17 protein-coding genes and 3 rRNA genes are annotated in these 20,682 nt (G+C 46.2%); 8 read left to right on the top strand and 12 right to left on the bottom strand.

The window, feature by feature from the left end; translation table 11 throughout:
• Window positions 1-76: 76 nt before the first annotated feature.
• Together IUA53_RS00175 and IUA53_RS00170 are read left to right on the top strand one after the other, a co-directional pair.
• Window positions 77-604, top strand: coding sequence for an acyloxyacyl hydrolase (locus IUA53_RS00175; protein WP_044055426.1), 528 nt, complete (start codon window positions 77-79; stop codon window positions 602-604).
• Between the two features lie 158 nt (window positions 605-762).
• Window positions 763-1,614 (top strand): DUF2785 domain-containing protein, encoded by an 852-nt coding sequence (locus IUA53_RS00170; RefSeq protein WP_196897798.1) that lies wholly within the window; start codon window positions 763-765, stop codon window positions 1,612-1,614.
• A 48-nt stretch (window positions 1,615-1,662) separates the two neighbouring features.
• Here the strand turns inward: IUA53_RS00170 and rrf are convergent.
• The 3 genes from rrf to IUA53_RS00155 form a co-directional block, all read right to left on the bottom strand.
• Window positions 1,663-1,778: ribosomal RNA gene (gene rrf / locus IUA53_RS00165) — 5S ribosomal RNA — on the bottom strand.
• 129 nt (window positions 1,779-1,907) lie between these two features.
• Window positions 1,908-4,785 (bottom strand): 23S ribosomal RNA (locus tag IUA53_RS00160).
• 380 nt (window positions 4,786-5,165) lie between these two features.
• Window positions 5,166-6,691, bottom strand: a 16S ribosomal RNA gene (locus IUA53_RS00155).
• The 16S, 23S and 5S rRNA genes sit together here, the layout of an rRNA operon.
• Window positions 6,692-7,225: 534 nt before the next feature.
• Here IUA53_RS00155 and IUA53_RS00150 point away from each other — a divergent pair.
• The gene (locus IUA53_RS00150; RefSeq protein ID WP_196897796.1) at window positions 7,226-7,759 is read left to right on the top strand and encodes a gamma carbonic anhydrase family protein; all 534 of its coding nucleotides are present in this window, start codon (window positions 7,226-7,228) and stop codon (window positions 7,757-7,759) included.
• A gap of 68 nt (window positions 7,760-7,827) precedes the next feature.
• On the opposite strand, the gene aroE is transcribed toward IUA53_RS00150, so the two are convergent.
• Window positions 7,828-8,649 carry a shikimate dehydrogenase gene (gene aroE / locus IUA53_RS00145; protein ID WP_196897794.1) on the bottom strand — a complete coding sequence of 274 codons (822 nt, stop codon included), beginning with the start codon at window positions 8,647-8,649 and terminating at the stop codon, window positions 7,828-7,830.
• Here aroE and IUA53_RS00140 point away from each other — a divergent pair.
• On the top strand, window positions 8,648-9,079 hold the full coding sequence (locus tag IUA53_RS00140; protein ID WP_196897792.1) for a group II truncated hemoglobin: 432 nt from the start codon (window positions 8,648-8,650) through the stop codon (window positions 9,077-9,079). The genes aroE and IUA53_RS00140 overlap by 2 nt on opposite strands.
• A 68-nt stretch (window positions 9,080-9,147) precedes the next feature.
• Here IUA53_RS00140 and IUA53_RS00135 read toward each other — a convergent pair whose 3' ends face one another.
• The 7 genes from IUA53_RS00135 to IUA53_RS00105 all read right to left on the bottom strand — a co-directional run bounded on the left by IUA53_RS00135 (window position 9,148) and on the right by IUA53_RS00105 (window position 14,792).
• Entirely contained in the window at window positions 9,148-9,822 is a 675-nt protein-coding gene (locus IUA53_RS00135; protein WP_196897790.1) for an OmpW/AlkL family protein, read from the bottom strand.
• A gap of 153 nt (window positions 9,823-9,975) precedes the next feature.
• Complete coding sequence (gene hemF, locus IUA53_RS00130) at window positions 9,976-10,908, bottom strand: oxygen-dependent coproporphyrinogen oxidase (RefSeq protein WP_196897788.1); 933 nt, start codon at window positions 10,906-10,908, stop codon at window positions 9,976-9,978.
• Window positions 10,905-11,480, bottom strand: coding sequence for a Sua5/YciO/YrdC/YwlC family protein (locus IUA53_RS00125; protein ID WP_196897786.1), 576 nt, complete (start codon window positions 11,478-11,480; stop codon window positions 10,905-10,907). Before IUA53_RS00125 ends, hemF begins: the two co-directional genes overlap by 4 nt.
• 18 nt (window positions 11,481-11,498) lie before the next feature.
• A complete protein-coding gene (locus IUA53_RS00120) occupies window positions 11,499-12,053 on the bottom strand; it encodes a DNA topoisomerase family protein (RefSeq protein WP_196897784.1) in 555 nt (184 codons plus the stop codon).
• A gap of 26 nt (window positions 12,054-12,079) precedes the next feature.
• Window positions 12,080-12,556 carry a DUF494 family protein gene (locus tag IUA53_RS00115; protein WP_044055419.1) on the bottom strand — a complete coding sequence of 159 codons (477 nt, stop codon included), beginning with the start codon at window positions 12,554-12,556 and terminating at the stop codon, window positions 12,080-12,082.
• Window position 12,557: 1 nt separating this feature from the next.
• A complete protein-coding gene (gene dprA, locus IUA53_RS00110; RefSeq protein WP_196897782.1) occupies window positions 12,558-13,679 on the bottom strand; it encodes a DNA-processing protein DprA in 1,122 nt (373 codons plus the stop codon).
• A 36-nt stretch (window positions 13,680-13,715) separates the two neighbouring features.
• The gene (locus tag IUA53_RS00105) at window positions 13,716-14,792 is read right to left on the bottom strand and encodes a LysM peptidoglycan-binding domain-containing protein (RefSeq protein WP_196897780.1); all 1,077 of its coding nucleotides are present in this window, start codon (window positions 14,790-14,792) and stop codon (window positions 13,716-13,718) included.
• 205 nt (window positions 14,793-14,997) lie between these two features.
• Between IUA53_RS00105 and def the strand changes: the two genes are divergently transcribed.
• Genes def through trkA form a run of 4 tightly spaced genes read left to right on the top strand, consistent with a single transcriptional unit; the run spans window position 14,998 to window position 19,198 of the window.
• Window positions 14,998-15,507, top strand: a complete 510-nt coding sequence (gene def / locus IUA53_RS00100; RefSeq protein WP_196897778.1) for a peptide deformylase — start codon at window positions 14,998-15,000, stop codon at window positions 15,505-15,507.
• 8 nt (window positions 15,508-15,515) lie between these two features.
• On the top strand, window positions 15,516-16,472 hold the full coding sequence (fmt, locus tag IUA53_RS00095; protein WP_196897776.1) for a methionyl-tRNA formyltransferase: 957 nt from the start codon (window positions 15,516-15,518) through the stop codon (window positions 16,470-16,472).
• On the top strand, window positions 16,472-17,794 hold the full coding sequence (rsmB, locus tag IUA53_RS00090) for a 16S rRNA (cytosine(967)-C(5))-methyltransferase RsmB (RefSeq protein WP_196897774.1): 1,323 nt from the start codon (window positions 16,472-16,474) through the stop codon (window positions 17,792-17,794). Before fmt ends, rsmB begins: the two co-directional genes overlap by 1 nt.
• Before the next feature lie 24 nt (window positions 17,795-17,818).
• Complete coding sequence (gene trkA, locus IUA53_RS00085; protein ID WP_196897773.1) at window positions 17,819-19,198, top strand: Trk system potassium transporter TrkA; 1,380 nt, start codon at window positions 17,819-17,821, stop codon at window positions 19,196-19,198.
• A 14-nt stretch (window positions 19,199-19,212) separates the two neighbouring features.
• Here trkA and IUA53_RS00080 read toward each other — a convergent pair whose 3' ends face one another.
• Window positions 19,213-20,664 carry a TrkH family potassium uptake protein gene (locus tag IUA53_RS00080; protein WP_196897771.1) on the bottom strand — a complete coding sequence of 484 codons (1,452 nt, stop codon included), beginning with the start codon at window positions 20,662-20,664 and terminating at the stop codon, window positions 19,213-19,215.
• Between the last annotated feature and the right edge of the window lie 18 nt (window positions 20,665-20,682).

Below are 20,682 nucleotides of genomic sequence, written 5' to 3'. Positions count from 1 at the left end.
TATAACCAATTGAAAAGTATACCCTTTATTCAGTGGTCATGATTTTGCTTATCTAGAGCATAGATAAGGAGTAATCATGAATAAGGTATTCAAACATTTATTAATTTTCGCATTGTTCACGCCTACCTTAGCGCTTGCTAAGCAAACTGTCAGTGTGGATTACATGCACGGTTTTGACGATATTGATGGCGTGAGGTTTGCGTATCGCCCCGTTGAACAAACGCTAGCGACTGACTGGTTTGGCGATCTTAAGTTGTATTGGGAAGTGAGCGCAGTGGTATGGGAATATGGTGAAGATGATACACACAGTACCAGTTATGGTGTGTCTCTTACTCCGGTATTCATGAAACAAGTAACCACACTTTATGACAAATACCCCGTCTATTTAGAAGCTGGTATAGGCGCTAGTTATATTGGTGATCAAAAGGTTGCAGGTAAAGATATAGGCTCAAATTATCAATTTGAAGATAGGCTAGGTGTATTTATAGAGTTGGATAAAAATCAGCATGTGGCATTACGCTACATGCACTTTTCTAATGGCGGCCTAAACAACGATAACCCTGGGCTAGACTTCCTTAATTTATCTTACGCCTACCACTTTTAAACACCGATTTCTTATGGTCACCGATGCGTTGGGCTCAACGGTTGGTGACCGTATAACGCAATTCAACCTACATTTCCCTAGTACCTACCGCTAATCCTTGTCTATTACTCTATAGATAGGCTATGAGTAAAGTATACAAAGAAGAATAAAGCGCCCTTATGAACCTAAAATGCACCCTACTATTGTGCGGTATGTGCTACCCATTACCTGTGTATGCTAACCCAACCCCTGACTGCGATATTGAGAAAAACACTAAAATAACGGCGCAAGCGCCAGCAAGTTTGCTTCCCTGCTTTGCCTCCCCTTCTCCTGCTATAAGGGATGACTACGCATTGACTACATTTAGCCATATTCTGCGCACGGGTCAGGTCAGTGAGGCCGCGCTTGTTAGTATGATATTGGATATTCAAGAACAGTTGCGCAATCCGCGTATTAAACAGTACCACAAAGCCTTTCTTACCTTAGGGTTAGCTGAAATTGCTCGCGTTGATAGAATTACGCCGTTTCTTAATGAGAGTCAGCGCAAGGCGTTAGTAGAAACAGCAGTATTTCTATTTAAAACCACCACAGACTTTACTGGCTTTGATGATAAGTACGGCTATATTCATCAAATTCCTCATACTGCTGATCTAGTCTTGCAGCTAGCGTTAAATGAACGTATTTCTCAACACCAACTTATTGCCTTAGCACAATCATTGAAAACAGTGATCAACCCAAGCCAAGTCGTTTTCTATCACACAAATGAACCGGATAGATTAGCAAGAGCCAGTATTTACCTATTCTTACGAAAAGAGCTAAGTGAAGCATTTATTACTCAATGGTTAGAAGACGTGTCTTTGCCCCCCAATGGTAGTTGGGAAGCCGCTTATCAAAGTAAGAAAGGACTAGCAGCCATGCATAATGTGAAGGGCTTTTTAGGCCGACTATTACTGACAAGCTACGATAAACAGAACGAAAGGATTGCACTGGTACACGCGCATGCGCTAGCACAGTTAAGACGTGTAAGGTAAACGCCAGAAAGCAAAAAACCCGCCGTAAGGCGGGTTTTTCTAATAGGGACTTGGCAGTGTCCTACTCTCACATGGGGAAACCCCACACTACCATCGGCGCTAATACGTTTCACTTCTGAGTTCGGAATGGGATCAGGTGGTACCGTATCGCTATGGCTGCCAAGAAATTTGGTAACAATTTGGGAAAGTTTGATATTAATTCAATCAGTGAGTAACTTACTTTTTACTCTATCTTGCTTTTAGCTTGTCTTTGCTTACAACGCCAACTTCTCACGAAGCCTTTTAGGCGTTGTATGGTTAAGCCTCTCGGGCAATTAGTACAGGTTAGCTTAACGCCTTACAACGCTTCCACACCCTGCCTATCAACGTCATCGTCTATAACAACCCTTCCAGACCTTAAAGGTCAGGGATGACTCATCTTTGGGCCGGCTTCCCGCTTAGATGCTTTCAGCGGTTATCCGTTCCGAACGTAGCTACCGGGCAATGCCATTGGCATGACAACCCGAACACCAGCGGTTCGTCCACTCCGGTCCTCTCGTACTAGGAGCAGCTCCCATCAATCATCCAACGCCCACACCAGATAGGGACCGAACTGTCTCACGACGTTCTAAACCCAGCTCGCGTACCACTTTAAATGGCGAACAGCCATACCCTTGGGACCGACTTCAGCCCCAGGATGTGATGAGCCGACATCGAGGTGCCAAACACCGCCGTCGATATGAACTCTTGGGCGGTATCAGCCTGTTATCCCCGGAGTACCTTTTATCCGTTGAGCGATGGCCCTTCCATACAGAACCACCGGATCACTATGACCTACTTTCGTACCTGCTCGACGTGTCTGTCTCGCAGTTAAGCTAGCTTATGCCATTGCACTAACCTCACGATGTCCGACCGTGATTAGCTAACCTTCGTGCTCCTCCGTTACTATTTGGGAGGAGACCGCCCCAGTCAAACTACCCACCAGACACTGTCCACATTCCCGATAAGGGAACTATGTTAGAACATCAAACATACAAGGGTGGTATTTCAAGGACGGCTCCACATCATCTAGCGACAATGCTTCAAAGCCTCCCACCTATCCTACACATGTAGGTTCAATGTTCAGTGCCAAGCTGTAGTAAAGGTTCACGGGGTCTTTCCGTCTAGGTGCGGGTACACAGCATCTTCACTGCGATTTCAATTTCACTGAGTCTCGGGTGGAGACAGCGTGGCCATGGTTACACCATTCGTGCAGGTCGGAACTTACCCGACAAGGAATTTCGCTACCTTAGGACCGTTATAGTTACGGCCGCCGTTTACCGGGGCTTCGATCAAGAGCTTCGTCCGAAAACTAACCCCATCAATTAACCTTCCGGCACCGGGCAGGTGTCACACCCTATACGTCCTCTTACGAGTTTGCAGAGTGCTGTGTTTTTAATAAACAGTCCCAGCCACCTGGTCACTGCGGCCTCCATGTGCTTACGACGCGAAGTCTTCACACACAGAGGCGTACCTTCTCCCGAAGTTACGGTACAATTTTGCCGAGTTCCTTCACCCGAGTTCTCTCAAGCGCCTTAGTATTCTCTACCTGACCACCTGTGTCGGTTTGGGGTACGGTTCATATAATCATAAGTTTAGAAGCTTTTCCTGGAAGCAGGGCATCAACAACTTCACTCCCTTGGGAGCTCGTCTCGTGTCTCGACTTTAAGAACCCGGATTTACCTAAGTTCTCGGTCTACGCACTTTCACTTGGACAACCAACGCCAAGCTTGCCTAGCCTTCTCCGTCCCTCCATCACTGATTATATAAGTACGGAAATATTAATCCGTTTCCCATCGACTACGCATTTCTGCCTTGCCTTAGGGGCCGACTTACCCTGCCCTGATTAGCATGGGACAGGAAACCTTGGTCTTCCGGCGTGGGAGTTTTTCACTCCCATTATCGTTACTCATGTCAGCATTCGCACTTGTGATATGTCCAGCAAGCTTTACAACTCACCTTCATCCACTTACACAACGCTCCCCTACCCAGCACAGTAAACTGTGCTGCCGCAGCTTCGGTATATTGCTTAGCCCCGTTACATCTTCCGCGCAGGCCGACTCGACTAGTGAGCTATTACGCTTTCTTTAAAGGGTGGCTGCTTCTAAGCCAACCTCCTAGCTGTCTGTGCCTTCCCACATCGTTTCCCACTTAGCAATATTTTGGGACCTTAGCTGGCGGTCTGGGTTGTTTCCCTCTCCACGACGGACGTTAGCACCCGCCGTGTGTCTCCCGGATAGTTCTCATTGGTATTCGGAGTTTGCAAAGGGTTGGTAAGTCGGGATGACCCCCTAGCCTTAACAGTGCTCTACCCCCAATGGAATTCGTCCGAGGCTCTACCTAAATAGATTTCGGGGAGAACCAGCTATCTCCCGGTTTGATTGGCCTTTCACCCCCAGCCACAAGTCATCCCCTAACTTTTCAACGTTAGTGGGTTCGGTCCTCCAGTTGATGTTACTCAACCTTCAACCTGCTCATGGCTAGATCACCGGGTTTCGGGTCTATACCTAGCAACTCAACGCGCAGTTAACACTCGCTTTCGCTACGGCTCCGCTATTCGCTTAACCTTGCTACTAAATATAAGTCGCTGACCCATTATACAAAAGGTACGCAGTCACCCCGAAGGGCTCCCACTGCTTGTACGTATACGGTTTCAGGTTCTATTTCACTCCCCTCACAGGGGTTCTTTTCGCCTTTCCCTCACGGTACTGGTTCACTATCGGTCAGTTAGGAGTATTTAGCCTTGGAGGATGGTCCCCCCATATTCAGTCAAGATAACACGTGTCCCGACCTACTCGATTTCACTGTAAAGCACGCTTTGTGTACGGGGCTATCACCCTGTATCGCTCCTCTTCCCAAAGGATTCCACTACACACTAAACAGCTTAAGGGCTGTTCCCCGTTCGCTCGCCGCTACTAGAGGAATCTCGTTTGATTTCTTTTCCTAAGGGTACTTAGATGTTTCAGTTCCCCTCGTTCGCCTCGTTACACTATGTATTCATGTAACGATACCTGTAAACAGGTGGGTTTCCCCATTCGGACATCTGTGGCTCAAATGCATTTTGTCGGCTCACCACAGCTTTTCGCAGACTTACACGTCCTTCATCGCCTCTAACTGCCAAGGCATCCACCGTATACGCTTCGTCACTTAACCATACAACCCTAAAAAGCCTTGAGTATCGGCCTCATGTCCGCCTTTTGAAATCGGACAAGGGTAATGTTGTATGCATGACAAGCTAATCGGAAGAATTGCCTTGCTATCAATCAATGTTGATAACAAGCAATTCAAGTCAAGTAGAGTAAAAAGTACGTCTTTCGACTTCTCAGTTACTCAATTTTGATTGATTACTATTAATATCAGCTTTCCAAATTGTTAAAGAACTATCGTGCAAAATCATGACGCTTTTTGTCATGACTTTTGCGCAAGGAGGACTCACAGTACTCTCAGGAGTATCGTAAGTATCCAAGTTTGTTCATTTACGAACAAAACAATCTGTGTAGGCACTGCATCAAGTGCGTCTTTCGACGTAATGGTAAGGAGGTGATCCAACCCCAGGTTCCCCTAGGGTTACCTTGTTACGACTTCACCCCAGTCATGAAACACAAAGTGGTAATCGTCCTCCCGAAGGTTAGACTAACTACTTCTTTTGCATCCCACTCCCATGGTGTGACGGGCGGTGTGTACAAGGCCCGGGAACGTATTCACCGCAGTATTCTGACCTGCGATTACTAGCGATTCCGACTTCATGGAGTCGAGTTGCAGACTCCAATCCGGACTACGACATTCTTTAAGGGGTCCGCTCCACATCACTGTCTCGCTTCCCTCTGTAAATGCCATTGTAGCACGTGTGTAGCCCTACACGTAAGGGCCATGATGACTTGACGTCGTCCCCACCTTCCTCCGGTTTGTCACCGGCAGTCTCCTTAGAGTGCCCAACTTAAGGCTGGCAACTAAGGACAAGGGTTGCGCTCGTTGCGGGACTTAACCCAACATCTCACGACACGAGCTGACGACAGCCATGCAGCACCTGTGTCTGAGTTCCCGAAGGCACCAATCCATCTCTGGAAAGTTCTCAGCATGTCAAGTGTAGGTAAGGTTCTTCGCGTTGCATCGAATTAAACCACATGCTCCACCGCTTGTGCGGGCCCCCGTCAATTCATTTGAGTTTTAACCTTGCGGCCGTACTCCCCAGGCGGTCTACTTAGCGCGTTAGCTTCGCTACCACGACTTAAAGCACAACAGCTAGTAGACAGCGTTTACGGTGTGGACTACCAGGGTATCTAATCCTGTTCGCTACCCACACTTTCGCACATGAGCGTCAGTCTTTGGCCAGGGAGTCGCCTTCGCCACTGATGTTCCTCCAGATATCTACGCATTTCACCGCTACACCTGGAATTCCACTCCCCTCTCCAAGACTCTAGTCTGCCAGTTCTAAATGACTATCCCAGGTTGAGCCCGGGGCTTTCACATCTAGCTTAACAAACCGCCTGCGTGCGCTTTACGCCCAGTAATTCCGATTAACGCTCGCACCCTCCGTATTACCGCGGCTGCTGGCACGGAGTTAGCCGGTGCTTCTTCTGTTGTTAACGTCACGGCTAGCAGGTATTAACTACTAACTTTTCCTCACAACTGAAAGTGCTTTACAACCCGAAGGCCTTCTTCACACACGCGGCATGGCTGCATCAGGGTTTCCCCCATTGTGCAATATTCCCCACTGCTGCCTCCCGTAGGAGTCTGGACCGTGTCTCAGTTCCAGTGTGGCTGATCTTCCTCTCAGAACAGCTAGAGATCGTGCCTTGGAGCCATTACCTACCAACTAGCTAATCTCACTTGGGCCTCTCTTTGCGCCGGAGCCTAAGCCCCGTTTGGTTCGAAAACATTATGCGGTATTAGCAGTCGTTTCCAACTGTTATCCCCCTCGCAAAGGCAAGTTCCCAAGCATTACTCACCCGTCCGCCACTCGTCATCTTCTAGCAAGCTAGAAATGTTACCGTTCGACTTGCATGTGTTAGGCCTGCCGCCAGCGTTCAATCTGAGCCATGATCAAACTCTTCAATTAAATATATCGAAATATGAATCGTCGTTGTGACACTCTTAACGAGTGCCCACACAGATTGTCTTGTTTAAATTGTTAAAGAACATTGCAACTTCGTCGCAATTCACTAGAAGCCGTTGCTTCTTAGTGGCTCACCCTGTTCGAGTGAGGTGCGCATTATACGCTGGAAGTTTTTGTTGTCAACACTTTTTGAAAATTTATTTTCTGAAGCGTTCCTTCTAAACTCCCGTCTTTACTGGCCTATAAAGGTAGTAGAGACTTACTTCAGGAGGCTTGCTGTTTTGCTTTTCCCCCGAAGCGGATGCGCATTTTAGGGAAATGAGCGCTCACGTCAACAAGTATTTTCAAAAAAGTGTCATATTCCTTTTGTTTGCTCAAAATACCCTCACCATGCATATATATTGTACTGTTTTTCACAGTTTTTATGGGTACCTACCTTCTCTAGCGGCTGTAGCCTGAAATAATGAGGGTATTGGTACTGATTAAATAAAGGTATACCATCGTATCCACAAATAAGAGGTTTAAAGGACAGCAACAGTGGCGCTACGTACTTATCATTCTATTAATCCGCAACTTGGTGCAGGCTGCTATGTTGATGAGTCATCGATAATAGTAGGCGACGTCATATTAGAAGACGATGCCAGTATATGGCCCTTAGTGGCAGCTCGCGGTGATGTAAATAAAATAAGAATTGGCCAACGCTCAAATATACAAGACGGCAGCGTACTTCACGTCACCCGGAAGTCACCACAAAACCCTGACGGGTTTCCATTAATCATTGGTGATGATGTTACCGTCGGTCACAAGTGTATGCTGCATGGTTGTACCTTAGGGAATAGGATTCTAGTGGGTATGGGCGCAATAATAATGGATGGTGTAGTGGTAGAGGACGATGTGTTTATAGGGGCGGGTACGCTGGTGCCGCCAAATAAACGATTAGAAAGCGGTTATTTGTATGTGGGCAACCCGATGCAGAAGAAGCGTCCCCTAAAAGCGTCTGAACGGGCTTTTTTGAAACAGTCTGCCGTGAATTACGTTAATCTCAAAAATGAGTATTTGTCACTGGTGTAATCCCCTCTCTTTTATACAGCGTAATCTGCCTCAAGTGACTACGCTGTATCACCGATTCGAGGCGCTTTTTAACTCACTATGGCACGTAGCTCAGACACGACTGTTTTTGTCTGTGGTGTTTTACCGGTCCAAATCTGAAAAGCGCTAGCAGCTTGCTCTACTAACATACCTAGCCCATCGAAACACTGATTCACGCCTAGCGCTTTTGCTTCCCGCATAAACAACGTGGGAGAATTTTTGTAAACCATGTCATAGACCACCTCACAATCCTCTAAGACTTTTGCGTTCATGCGACAAGGCAGTTCATTGTGCAAACTTGCCGCTGTGGAATTAATGATGACGTGGGGTTTTACACTTGCGATATTATCAAGTGACACAACCGACAAGCGAGTGTGGTTGGTTTCATTTGCTACCTGCTCTGCCCGAGCGATTGTTCTATTGGTCATAATAAGAGATGCCACGCCCGCCTCTAGCAAGGGTGAAATCACCCCTCTCGCTGCACCACCGGCGCCAATGAGCAATACTCGTTTATTTTTTAAGGCTACGCCATTATTAAGTAAATCATTCACCAAGCCTACGCCATCAGTGTTGAACCCCTTTATGGTTCCATCCTCATGGTTCATTAATGTATTTACTGCTTTGGCATCTTTCGCCGCTTGATCATCCACCTGTGCTAAATGATAAGCATCTAGCTTAAACGGCATGGTGACGTTACACCCAACAGCATCTGGCTGCGCTAAAAAACGGGTGGCTGCCTCTACAAACCCCTCTTCAGGGGCAAGTATTTTTTCATAGGAGATGTCTTCATTACATTGCTGAGCAAACATTTGATGAATAGTTGGTGATAAACTCTGAGCAATAGGGTTTCCAAATACAGCGAATTTTTTCATGGCGATACGCGATTTCTTTAAATCAAAACAAAAAAGTGACAAACAGATTGATGAGACTACACCATATTACCGCATAGGTGGAGAAGAGAAGGTTCGGGAATTGGCGAATAGGTTTTACGACGTGATGGAAAATGATACTTATGCCAGCGAGCTACTGTCCATTCATCCTCAACCACTCGACAGGATCCGCCATGTGTTCTTTCTTTACTTAAGCTTGTGGCTTGGGGGCCCCGATATTTATCAGCAAGAGTTTGGCCACCCTCGGTTACGCGCGCGCCACCTACCTTTTACTGTGTCGCCAGCATTAAAAGAACAATGGATGTACTGCATGCGCAAAGCAATGATGACAACAGTAAGTGATGTTGCCCTTGCGCAAACGCTGTTACAGGCCCTAGATCAGCTAGCCGAGCATATGATTAATACGAAGTAAAATGCATACCGACACGCTTGTCGGTATGCATGGATTATTGCGGTATGTTTACCGTTTTTTGCGTCAGGCTAAAAAGTGTAGCCCACAGAAACCGTGTACACCCAAGGGTCTATTTCAATACTGTCTACGCTACCTTTTGCATCACCCACGTTAAAAGAGGCTTCGGTATCAATATCAATAAACCGCACCGACGCATTAATATGCCATTTTTTATCTATGTTGTAGTCCATCCCCACCTGCGCTGATAACCCAAATGAATTATCGAGAGACAAATCACTTAAACCCGCATCGCTATTGGCGTCAGTAAATTCCTCGTCAAAGATGAAGGTGTAGTTTATACCTGCCCCAATATAGGGTTGGAATGCTGAATCAGGATTGTTGAAGTAATAGTTAGCAGTGAGTGTGGGGGGTAAATGCGTGACTTCCCCAAGTTTATTTCCTGTTGTTAGCGGATCGGGTAGGGAGAAGTTTACATCGTGAGTAAATGGTGTAGCTGCCAATAATTCAATATTGATATTGTCAGTTACGAAATAAGCGATATTTAAACCTAGCTGGGTATTGTTATCGATGGTGAGCGATACCCCCAAGTCACTGCCGCCTGCGGTGATATTAGATGCGCTTTCGTCAGGTGCAACTGAGGTAAGGCCGCCTCGAATAATCCAATCACCTTGTTGATGAGCTAGGGCGACAGGTGAAGCCATTAGAACGGAAAGGCATAGTGCTGAAAGTGTCTTTGTGCGCATAGTGTGTCTCTTGTGTGTTGTTGAAGATACACGCACTTTACAGGTTTAATTTTATCAACCTTTGATCCAGCGCAAATAGCCTAATCCAGTGACGTTACGTTGTCATCATGATTGATATAGATCAAATGCGCCCTTCTTGAAGGGCACAAATTACTACCAGTTTGTTGGTTTCAGCCAATCTGTCAGCTTTGCTTCTGCACTCCCTGGTGCTGGGGTATAACAATACTCCCATCTGGCTAGGGGTGGCATTGACATAAGAATAGATTCGGTTCTTCCGCCCGTTTGCAAGCCAAACAACGTGCCTCTGTCAAACACCAAATTAAACTCGACGTAACGCCCCCTGCGATACAACTGAAAATCCCGCTCTCGCGCTGAGTACTGGTTTTCTTTTCGTTTTTCGACAATAGGGATATAAGCATCAAGATAACCATTGCCTACTGCCTGCATATAGGCAAAGGATTTTTCAAACCCCCATTCGTTTAGGTCGTCAAAAAACAAACCACCTACGCCTCGGGTTTCATCTCTATGTTTTAAATAGAAATACTTATCGCACCAGTCTTTATAGGTTTGATAAACCTCTTCACCGAAAGGCGCACAAAGCTTTTTCGCGGTATCGTGCCAGTGCACAACATCTTCTTTAAACGGATAGAATGGCGTGAGGTCAAACCCACCACCAAACCACCAGATGGGGGCTTCACCTTCTTTTTCGGCAATGAAGAAACGAACATTGGCATGCGAAGTGGGCACGTAAGGGTTATGAGGATGAATGACAAGTGACACGCCCATGGCTTGGAAGTTTCGCCCCGCCAGCTCAGGTCTATTTGCCGTTGCTGACGCAGGCATTTGACTGCCAAAAACATGAGAAAAGTTGACACCGCCTTGTTCAATAACCGCCCCGTTTTTGATCACACGAGAACGGCCACCGCCACCTTCTTCTCTTATCCAGCTGTCTTCTACAAATTGCCCTTTGCCATCGGCTAACTCTAACGTCTGACAAATATTGTCTTGTAGACTTAACAAGTAGTGCTTTACTTGCTCAATAATGTCTTTCGCGCTTTTGCCATCTAATGTCAGTGCTTCACTCATGCTCTTATAATATCCCCAGTTTCGCCATCTCTGATGGTACTTGGTTTGCTGCTCTTCCCTACACTACCCTCTACATACAACACGCTGTCCGCAAAAATAGTTTTTGCTTCATCGAGGGTTCGTGCTGGGGGTTGGCCAGTAAGGTTAGCGCTTGTGGAGACAACTGGCTTTCCTAAGGTTTCACACATGGCGCGCACTGTTGGGTGATTAGATACCCTCACCGCTATTTTATCGTGCTTCCCGGTTAACCACATTGGCGCTGATGTCGACTTGGGCAACAACCACGTATTTGGTCCAGGCCAGCTAGAGAAAATCTCTGTGCGCATATCAGGGCGAATTGCGTTGTCATTTACATAGGGTAAAAGTTGGGAATAATTGGCTGCAACGAGAATAACGCCTTTTTCAATGGGTCGCTGTTTTATCTCTAGAAGCGCTAACACAGCAGATTCGCTGTCAGGATCGCAACCAATGCCCATTACCGCTTCGGTGGGATATACCAATAACATACCGTTTTCGAATGCCGCTACCATAGGATCTTGGCTGGCTACCGAATACTGGTTTTCACTCGTCATTCTAACGTGTCTCTAAAGTTAACTAATGTGTTCTTTCTTGAAACCACAACTGGGCTGAGGACAACATATTTGCCCCTTTTTCTCTATGAGTAGAGACCAACCACAGCTTGGGCAAGCTTCATCGATGGGTTTGAAATTTAGCACATATCGACATTGGGGATAATGATTACACGCGAAAAATTGTTTGCCATATTTGTTTGTGCGAGCAGTTAACTGCCCCTTTTCACATTTAGGGCATGTAACCTGGGTGTCTTCTTTCTGCTTTATGGCAGAGATATAGTGGCACGAGGGAAAATGAGTACAGCCAATGAACATACCGAATCGACCTTTTTTAATGGCCAAATCAGACGAACATTCAGGGCACTGAACACCCTCTAGCGTTTTTAAAAGTGCGGTTTGATTATCGTGAAGGGGTTTACTGAACTCGCATTGCGGATACCCACTACAACCGATAAAAGGGCCAGACTTACTGTGTTTTATTTCCAACGGCTTATTGCACTGCGGACACTGGCCAAAATTATGCTCAAGGGCGTGAGCATCTGCAGAAAACAGCGAATGATCGATTTTCGACATAGGTAACTACAGTGACGAGTTGCACATTAGTGCAACACGCCATCGGGTTCATCGAATAATAAATCTTCCATTTGTGCGTAGGCTTTTTCTTTTCCTGGCACATTAAATAACACCATCAGCACTACCCACTTAAGGTCTTCTAGACAAAATTCCGTCGAGTCTATTTCCATCACTCTGTCTATCACCATTTCTCGGGTTGACGCATCCAACACCGCCACCTGCTCTAGAAATAATAAGAAACCTCTACACTCTACATCAAGACGCATTTGCTCTTCATGAGTATAAATTCGACTTAAGCTGGTGCTAATCCCTTTACAGAAATAAGGATTGATATCTGTTTCTTGTAACGCAGCCAACTTTTCCAACCACGCTAATGCTTTGTAAATCTCATCGTGATGAAAACCCGCGCGCACAAGTTCTTCTGTTAATTCGTCCTGATCTACACGAATTTCAGTTTCGCTGTGAATGAAGTTTTCAAACAGATACATGAGGATGTCGAACATGTTATTTCCCCCTCAATTTAACGTAGCCACCAGGGATAGCAGCTACAAGACCACGCAACTCATATTCTAATAATTCTGCCATAGCCTGCTGAACAGGCATACTGCAACGCTGCGCTATTACATCAATAGCGGTGATGTCGTAATCCACACTATCTAATAATTTATCGGTTGCCAAGTTATTCACTTCACTTTTTTCGCTAATGTTGTTGCCCTTACCTAAATCAGCATAAGGTTGAACTGCAATTTCGTCGAAAATATCGTCAACACGCGTCACCAGTTTAGCGCCCTGCTGAATTAGCCAATGACAACCTTCAGAATAAGCATGGGATATACTACCCGGAACTGCAAATACTTCTCGCCCCATATCTGCGGCCAAATTCGCAGTTATCAAGGTGCCACTCTTTATTTTCGCCTCAACCACCAACGTACCCAGTGTCATCGCGGCAATAATTCTATTTCGCCGAGGGAAATGCCAAGGGTTCGCGGTTACCCCTGGGAAAAACTCTGTAATACAGGCACCATTTGCGCTAATGATGTCTTGGTGAAGCGCCGAGTTCTTTCTAGGGTAAACCTTATCAGGCCCAGTTCCCATAACAGCAATAGTCCCCGCGTTTTGAATCATCGCGCCTTTATGCGCGGACGCATCAATACCCGTTGCAAGGCCACTTGAGACCACCACACCATGGTTAACTAATTGTTCGGCAAACCCTTGTGCAATGTCTCTACCTTGAAAACTCGAATTACGACTGCCTACAATCGCAATTTGAGGTGCATTGAGCAGCGTCACATTACCTAATACGAACAAGATAAGCGGAGGGTTTTTTAATTGCTTCAATAAGCGAGGGTAATGTTCGCAAGTTATGGTGACGACATGGTGTGAGTGACTTTGTGCCAACCATTGCTCAGCTCGCAACACCAGTCGAAGGTTGATATGTTGGCATAGCTCGGCCAATTTAGGATTTTGTAGATTCCCTTCACTGTGCATTTTGACGATTTCAATGGCGTCAAGATGCAGTTTGTCTATGGCATCAAGCCACTTACCCGCCCCCACTTTCAACGCTGATGCAAGAATTAACCATGCTTTTTGGTGCTGGTTTAATTGAGCCAAGTTTTTGGTGTTCATTGCCGCTCCTGGTTTTATGCGGCACTGGGCGTGTTGTTAGGGCTTAGCTACAATAAACCCCTTTGTTATGCCTTCACTTGCCCGCGATATAAGGCCGTAGCTCGCCTTATTAAAAGTTTTAAAAATAATGATTTCGCCAACTTTTAGCGCTGGCTGTGCCAATTTTTTTGAAAAGAGATTGAGACCGTCGGCACCACCTGGCTCATCAATATACTGTGGCCGTTTTCCATCTATAATGTCGGGGCCCGCCGTGTAAACACCCATGACCATACCGGGCGCCACGTCAGCGTTACCTAAGTTAACAATGACCACATCATACTTCCCTAATAAATTGTGATCGTGTAAGTCGCCTACAATTACACCCTGTTGTTGCTTAGCCGCTTGAAGATGTAAATCTGGCATCCGATCGGGCATATAGGGAATGAGTTTGTCGCCCCGCTTCGCTTCTTGAAAAGATTGCGTCATTCTTAGGACATCTACGCCATCTTGTGCAGAAGAAAACCGTGTTGTATTAGCAATATGAGTAAGCTGTACCCCAAGTACCTCTCCATCTGGTGCATAGATAGTAGATTGCTTTCTTACCACTTGTAACTGATCCTCAGTACCGTTTGTTAGAGAACTAAGAATTAAATTATCGTCGACAAAGCGGACATTTCCATGATGATTGCCTAATACGTAAGGCAAGGTCTGATAGGTGTCCTCATCCACCACGTGGTGTTGATGAATATAGGGCTGCATAGCGGAGGCAGGCAGAATATCGATAGGGACAGCTTTCACGCTTTTGCGTGAAGCGGGACTAAGGACAATAACCGGCTTTTCCCTTTTTAAAGACATCACTGGCTGACCATTAAAAAAGGCTAAATTGATAACATCGCCTGGATAAATAAGGTGTGGATTCTGTATTTGGGTGTTGGTTCGCCATAGTTCCGGCCACACCCATGGCTCATCAAGAAAAACAGAGGCAATGTCCCACAAGGTATCCCCTTTTTTTACCGTATAGGTCTGCGGCGCATCGGCCTTAACTTGGCGGGCAGAGGCAGGCACACTTATCAGCATAATAAAAATTAGAATACCTAACGCGGCATGTTGTAATCGCTTTTTTGAATTAAACATTTGTAGTTTTTTCGCTGCCCATTGCTGTTGAAATTTCAGACAATAACGTTATATGCACTAATAACTCAGAATAGTGAGTTTGACTAAAAAAGTGCACCAAATGACGTGATATACGTTAGAATAGTAACTCAACAGGCACTGTAAAGTGTGCTGGCTATTAGATCGTATATGAATTTATACAGCGAAAAGGTTAAGTAAGCGACACATGGCTATATTAGACGTATTAAGTTTTCCAGACGAACGCCTTCGTACCGTGGCAAAGCCGGTAGAAGAAGTGAACGACGAAATTAAACAACTTGTTTCTGACATGTTTGAAACCATGAAAGACGAAAATGGTATTGGTTTAGCGGCAACGCAAGTCAACCGTCACGTTCAAGTTGTTGTCATGGACGTCTCGGAAGATCAAAACGAGCCCCGCGTATTCATTAATCCTGAAATAACCCGTAAAGATGGCAGTACTATTAGCGAAGAAGGCTGCCTTTCGGTTCCGGGTAATTATGCGAAAGTGGAACGCGCAGAAGCGATTACTGTTAAAGCGTTAAACGAAGAAGGTGAAGCCTTTGAGCTTGATGCTGAAGGGCTTTTGGCTATTTGTATTCAACACGAACTTGACCATCTAAAGGGTAAGTTGTTTATTGATTACCTTTCACCACTTAAACGCCAACGTATTCGTAAAAAATTAGAAAAAGACGCTCGCCTTGCAGCGCGTGCCTAAGGGTTGATGTGACTACACCACTACGCATTGTATTCGCGGGTACACCCGACTTCGCGGCAAAACACCTAGCTGCGTTACTTGAAAGTGACCATCAGGTTATTGCCGCGTATACGCAGCCAGACCGTCCGGCAGGACGAGGGAAAAAGCTAACCCCAAGCCCAGTGAAAGCCATGGCACTTAGCCACGAAATCCCTGTTTATCAGCCAGCTTCGCTAAAAAGCAGTGATGCACAAGCCGAGCTACAAGCACTGAATGCGGATATTATGGTGGTTGTGGCCTATGGGTTAATCCTTCCTGTTGCGGTATTAGAAGCGCCTAAGTTAGGGTGTTTAAACGTACATGGTTCAATTTTACCTAAGTGGCGAGGGGCAGCACCGATTCAAAGAGCCGTGTGGGCCGGTGATGATGAAACAGGTGTCACCATTATGCAAATGGATGAAGGGCTTGATACTGGCGACATGCTCCATATTGCTCGCATTCCCATTGCCAACACCGATACCAGCGCATCTTTGTATGAGAAATTAGCCGATTTGGGCCCTACTGCGCTTTTACACACGCTAGATAACTTAGCGTCGCTTACGCCAAGCCCGCAAGATGATGCAGACGCCACCTACGCTAAAAAGCTCTCAAAAGAAGAAGCCTTTATTGACTGGCGTGATGATGCCCAGCAGATAGAGCGCAACATCCGGGCGTTTAATCCCTGGCCTGTGGCCTGGACCACCATTGCCGATCAGAATATTAAAATTTGGGCCGCTGATGTCATCGATGACCTAGCGACAGGGAATGCGCCAGGCACTATCACCCAAGCAGATAAACACGGGATAGTTGTTGCCACGGGCCGTGGTGGTTTGCGTATTCATTCGCTGCAAATTCCCGGTAAAAAAGCCTTGCCCGCCGTAGACGTGGTTAATGCACGTAAGGCATGGTTTGAACCTGGCACTTCTCTTAACACCTTGGACGACTAGTGAAACCCACTCCCCTCCCCAAACAAAAGAACCTGCGTGCCGATTGCGCGTGGGTTATTTACCAAATTTTAGAAAATGGCAAGTCATCCAGAGACTGTTTAGAGCGCGTTCAACGACGTCACAATCCCAGAGACAATGCGTGGATTCAGGAAATGTCGTTAGGTGTCATGCGCAAGCTGCCCTTGCTACAGAATTGGCTTAGAGGGCTATTAGATAGACCCTTGAAAGGCAATAAGAAGGTGATTGAACACTTAATCTTACTTGGTTTGTATCAACTTGCTTTTTCGAGAGTAAGCCAGCATGCTGCGGTGGGCGAAACTGTTAACGCAGCGCCGTATTTAGGCGGCACCGCACTTAAAGGTTTAGTGAATGCTGTACTTCGAAATTTTGAGCGAGATGGCTTGGCAGATAAAGCCATCGACAACCCCATTATAGAAAGCGGGCTTCCGAAGTGGTTGTACAAAGCCATAGATAATGCCTATCTCGATGAAGCAGATGCCGTTCGAGAGGCAACCAATGCGATGGCACCGATTTGGTTGCGAGTAAACCAATGTAAAATTTCACGTGCCGATTTTATCGCGAACTTGGAAGACGCAGACATTGAGTTTCAGTTAAGCGAACAGCATGGCGACGGCATTTTACTTTCTAAGCGACAAGATATTACCAGTTTACCCGGCTTTCACGAAGGGCACTTTGCCGTTCAAGATGGCGCTGCCCAGATGGCTGCCCAGTACCTTGATGCACAAACCAACGAACGTGTTCTCGATTGTTGCGCAGCCCCAGGCGGCAAAACAGGGCACATTTTAGAGCGCACACCTTCCCTTGCCTATTGTCTTGCATTAGATGCTGATGCTTCCCGGTTGGCTCGGGTGCATGAAAACATGCATAGACTTGGGCATAACCCAGAGATTAAACAAGGCGATGCCTCCGACCTGTCTTCTTGGTGGGACGGCCAATACTTTGACCGCATTCTTCTCGATGCCCCTTGCTCGGCTACGGGCGTTATTCGTCGTCATCCTGATATCCGCTGGCTACGCAAAGCCAGTGACATTGACAACCTCGCTTTATTACAGCGCCGAATTCTTGATACCTTGTGGACGACATTGAAACCAGGGGGTACATTACTTTATGCAACCTGCTCTATTTTACCGCAAGAAAACTGCGAGCAAATTCAACGTTTTCTAGCGGATAATAAAGACGCAAAACTTAGCCCTATCGTTAAAACAGAAACCCCTGAGAAGCCAGGCCGACAGATTTTACCCGGCGAGCAACAAATGGATGGTTTCTATTATGCGAGGCTGGTAAAGTCGACTAGCAAATAAAAGCAATAAGGCACGTTAAATTAGATGAAAATCATCATTTTGGGCGCAGGCCAAGTAGGCGGAACACTTGCTGAAAACTTGGTTGGAGAAAAAAACGAAATTACAGTTATCGACTCCGATCCTGTTACCTTGCGTGCACTGCAAGACAGATTAGATTTACAGGTAGTTAACGGCGTAGGCTCTCATCCCGATGTACTGAGGAAAGCTGGCGCTGAAGACGCTGACATGATCATCGCGGTCACCAATAGCGATGAAAGCAATATGTTGGCTTGCCAAGTGGCCTATAGTTTATTTAAAACGCCCACCAAAATAGCCCGTGTTCGTTCAGAACAATACATCATCTATCAAGAGCAATTATACAAACAACAAGACATTCCGGTTGATCATATTATTGCGCCTGAACAACTTGTGACTAAAGCCATTAAACGCCTTATCGATTACCCTGGAGCATTACAGGTGGTTGAATTTGCGGATGGCAAAGCAAGCCTAGTCGCAGTAAAGGCATACTATGGTGGTCTTCTTGTCGGCCATGCACTTTCAGCATTAAAAGACCATATGCCCAACGTGGAAACCCGTGTGGCGGCAATTTATCGTCGCGGTCGTCCCATTCGGCCATTAGGCACCACCGTGATTGAAGCAGATGACGAAGTGTTTTTTATCGCTGCCACAAAGCACATTCGTGCCGTAATGAGTGAATTGCAAAAACTAGAGTCCAGCTATAAGCGCATAATGATTGCGGGGGGCGGACTAATTGGCGCAGGCCTGGCTAAAAAGCTTGAGCACAAACACAACGTAAAGCTGATTGAATATAGTCACGAACGCGCCAAATACCTATCTGCCCATTTAGATAAAACCATTGTATTTAGCGGCGATGCGTCTGACCCAGAGTTATTAAGTGAAGAGAACGTCGAACAGGTGGATGCCTTTATTGCGGTAACCAATGACGATGAAGCCAATATCATGTCTGCCATGCTGGCCAAACGTATGGGTGCACAAAAAGCCATGGTGTTGATACAGCGCAGCGCCTACGTAGATTTAGTGCAAGGCGGCGAAATCGATATTGCTTTTTCACCGCAACAAGCCACCATTTCTGCGCTGTTAACCCATGTTCGTCGAGGTGATATTGTCAATGTGTATTCATTGCGGCGTGGCGCAGCTGAAGCAATAGAAGCCATCGCTCATGGTGATGAAAACACCTCTAAAGTTGTTGGTCGGCAAATCAGTGATATAAAACTGCCTCCAGGTACCACCATAGGAGCAGTGGTTAGAGATGAACAAGTCATCATTGCTCACAGTGATACCAAAATAGAAGCCAACGACCACGTTATTCTGTTCTTGGTAGACAAGAAATACATCAGTGATGTAGAAAAACTCTTCCAACCAAGTGCTTTCTTTTTTGGCTAAGTGATATTCCCGCCCTAGCTACGCCAGAATGTGGGTGAGAACAGTACCAATAACGAAAATACTTCTAATCGCCCAAACACCATCCCCACCACTAAAATCCATTTACCAGGGTCGCTAACATCAGCGTAATTTGACGCCACACTGCCCAGGCCAGGGCCTAAATTGTTTAGCATTGCAGCGGTAGCGGTAAATGCGCTTAAGTTGTCTAAGCCAGTGGCAATAAGCCCTACCATCAATATCACAAACACCACAGCATAGGCTGAGAAGAACCCCCATACGGCCTCTACCACCCGATCTGGCATTGCCCGCTCCCCTAGCTTAACGGCATACACCGCTTTAGGGTGAATAAGTCTATCGACTTCTCTCTTGCCTTGTAAAAACAGTAAGCAAACTCGTACCACTTTCAAGCCACCGCCTGTTGAGCTAGCGCACCCGCCAATGAAACTGGAAAAAATAAGAAGAATAGGTAAGAAAGTAGGCCATACGGAAAAGTCGGTGGTCGCAAAACCTGCGGTGGTACTAATGGAGACCGCTTGAATCATAGCTTGGTCAAGGGCGGTTTCAGCCGACTCATAAAACCCAGACAACACCAATACCAAAAAGCAGATTAAAATAAGGGTAGCCTGAATAAAAAAGAACGCCTTAAATTCAGGATCCTTAAAATAGCCTTTTACCGAACGGCTACTTACCGCCGCATAATGCAGAGAAAAATTAAGTGCTGCAATTAGCAAAAATACCGTACACACGATGTTCACTAAGGGGCTGTTGAAATACCCTAGACTGGCGTCATGATTTGAAAAACCGCCAATGGCAACGGTAGAAAATGCATGACAGATAGCATCAAAAAGATTCATACCGGCCAACCAGTACGCGCCAGCACAAGCAATAGTAAGGCTCAGATAGATATACCAAAGGTGCTTGGCTGTATCTGCGATACGTGGCGTCATTTTGTTATCTTTCACTGGACCCGGCGTTTCCGCACGATACAGCTGCATTCCCCCCACACCAAGAATTGGCAAGATAGCCACGGCCAATACAATGATACCCATACCGCCTAACCACTGTAGTTGCTGACGGTAAAACTGCACTGAGTGTGGCAGAAAATCGATGCCTTCAATAACGGTGGCACCTGTGGTTGTTAGTCCCGAAAAGGATTCAAAAAAAGCGTCGGTAACCGACATAGAAGGCTGTTCTAATAAGATCAGAGGTATGGCCCCAACACTGGCAAGCACGGACCAAAAAAGCGCAACGATCAAGAAGCCTTCCCGCGCTCGCAGATCATGTTTTTCTAATCGATTGGGATACCACAGGGCAATGCCCCCTAGCACACATAGGAAAAACGCCAGCGTAAAAGGCAAACCACTACCATCTTGGTATATAAGTGAAACAATGGCAGGTGGTATCATTGTGACACTGAAAAGGGCAATGAGAAGCCCCAAAATACGTATAATCGCACGATAGTGCATGCTGCTTTTTGCCTTTTT

Origin of the sequence: Alteromonas sp. B31-7, assembly GCF_015767655.1 — a bacterium.
In the GTDB taxonomy this organism is placed as follows: Bacteria; Pseudomonadota; Gammaproteobacteria; order Enterobacterales; family Alteromonadaceae; genus Alteromonas; species Alteromonas australica.
The sequence above is the reverse complement of the archived record's forward strand: the minus strand, read 5'-3'. Positions and strand labels throughout refer to the sequence as shown.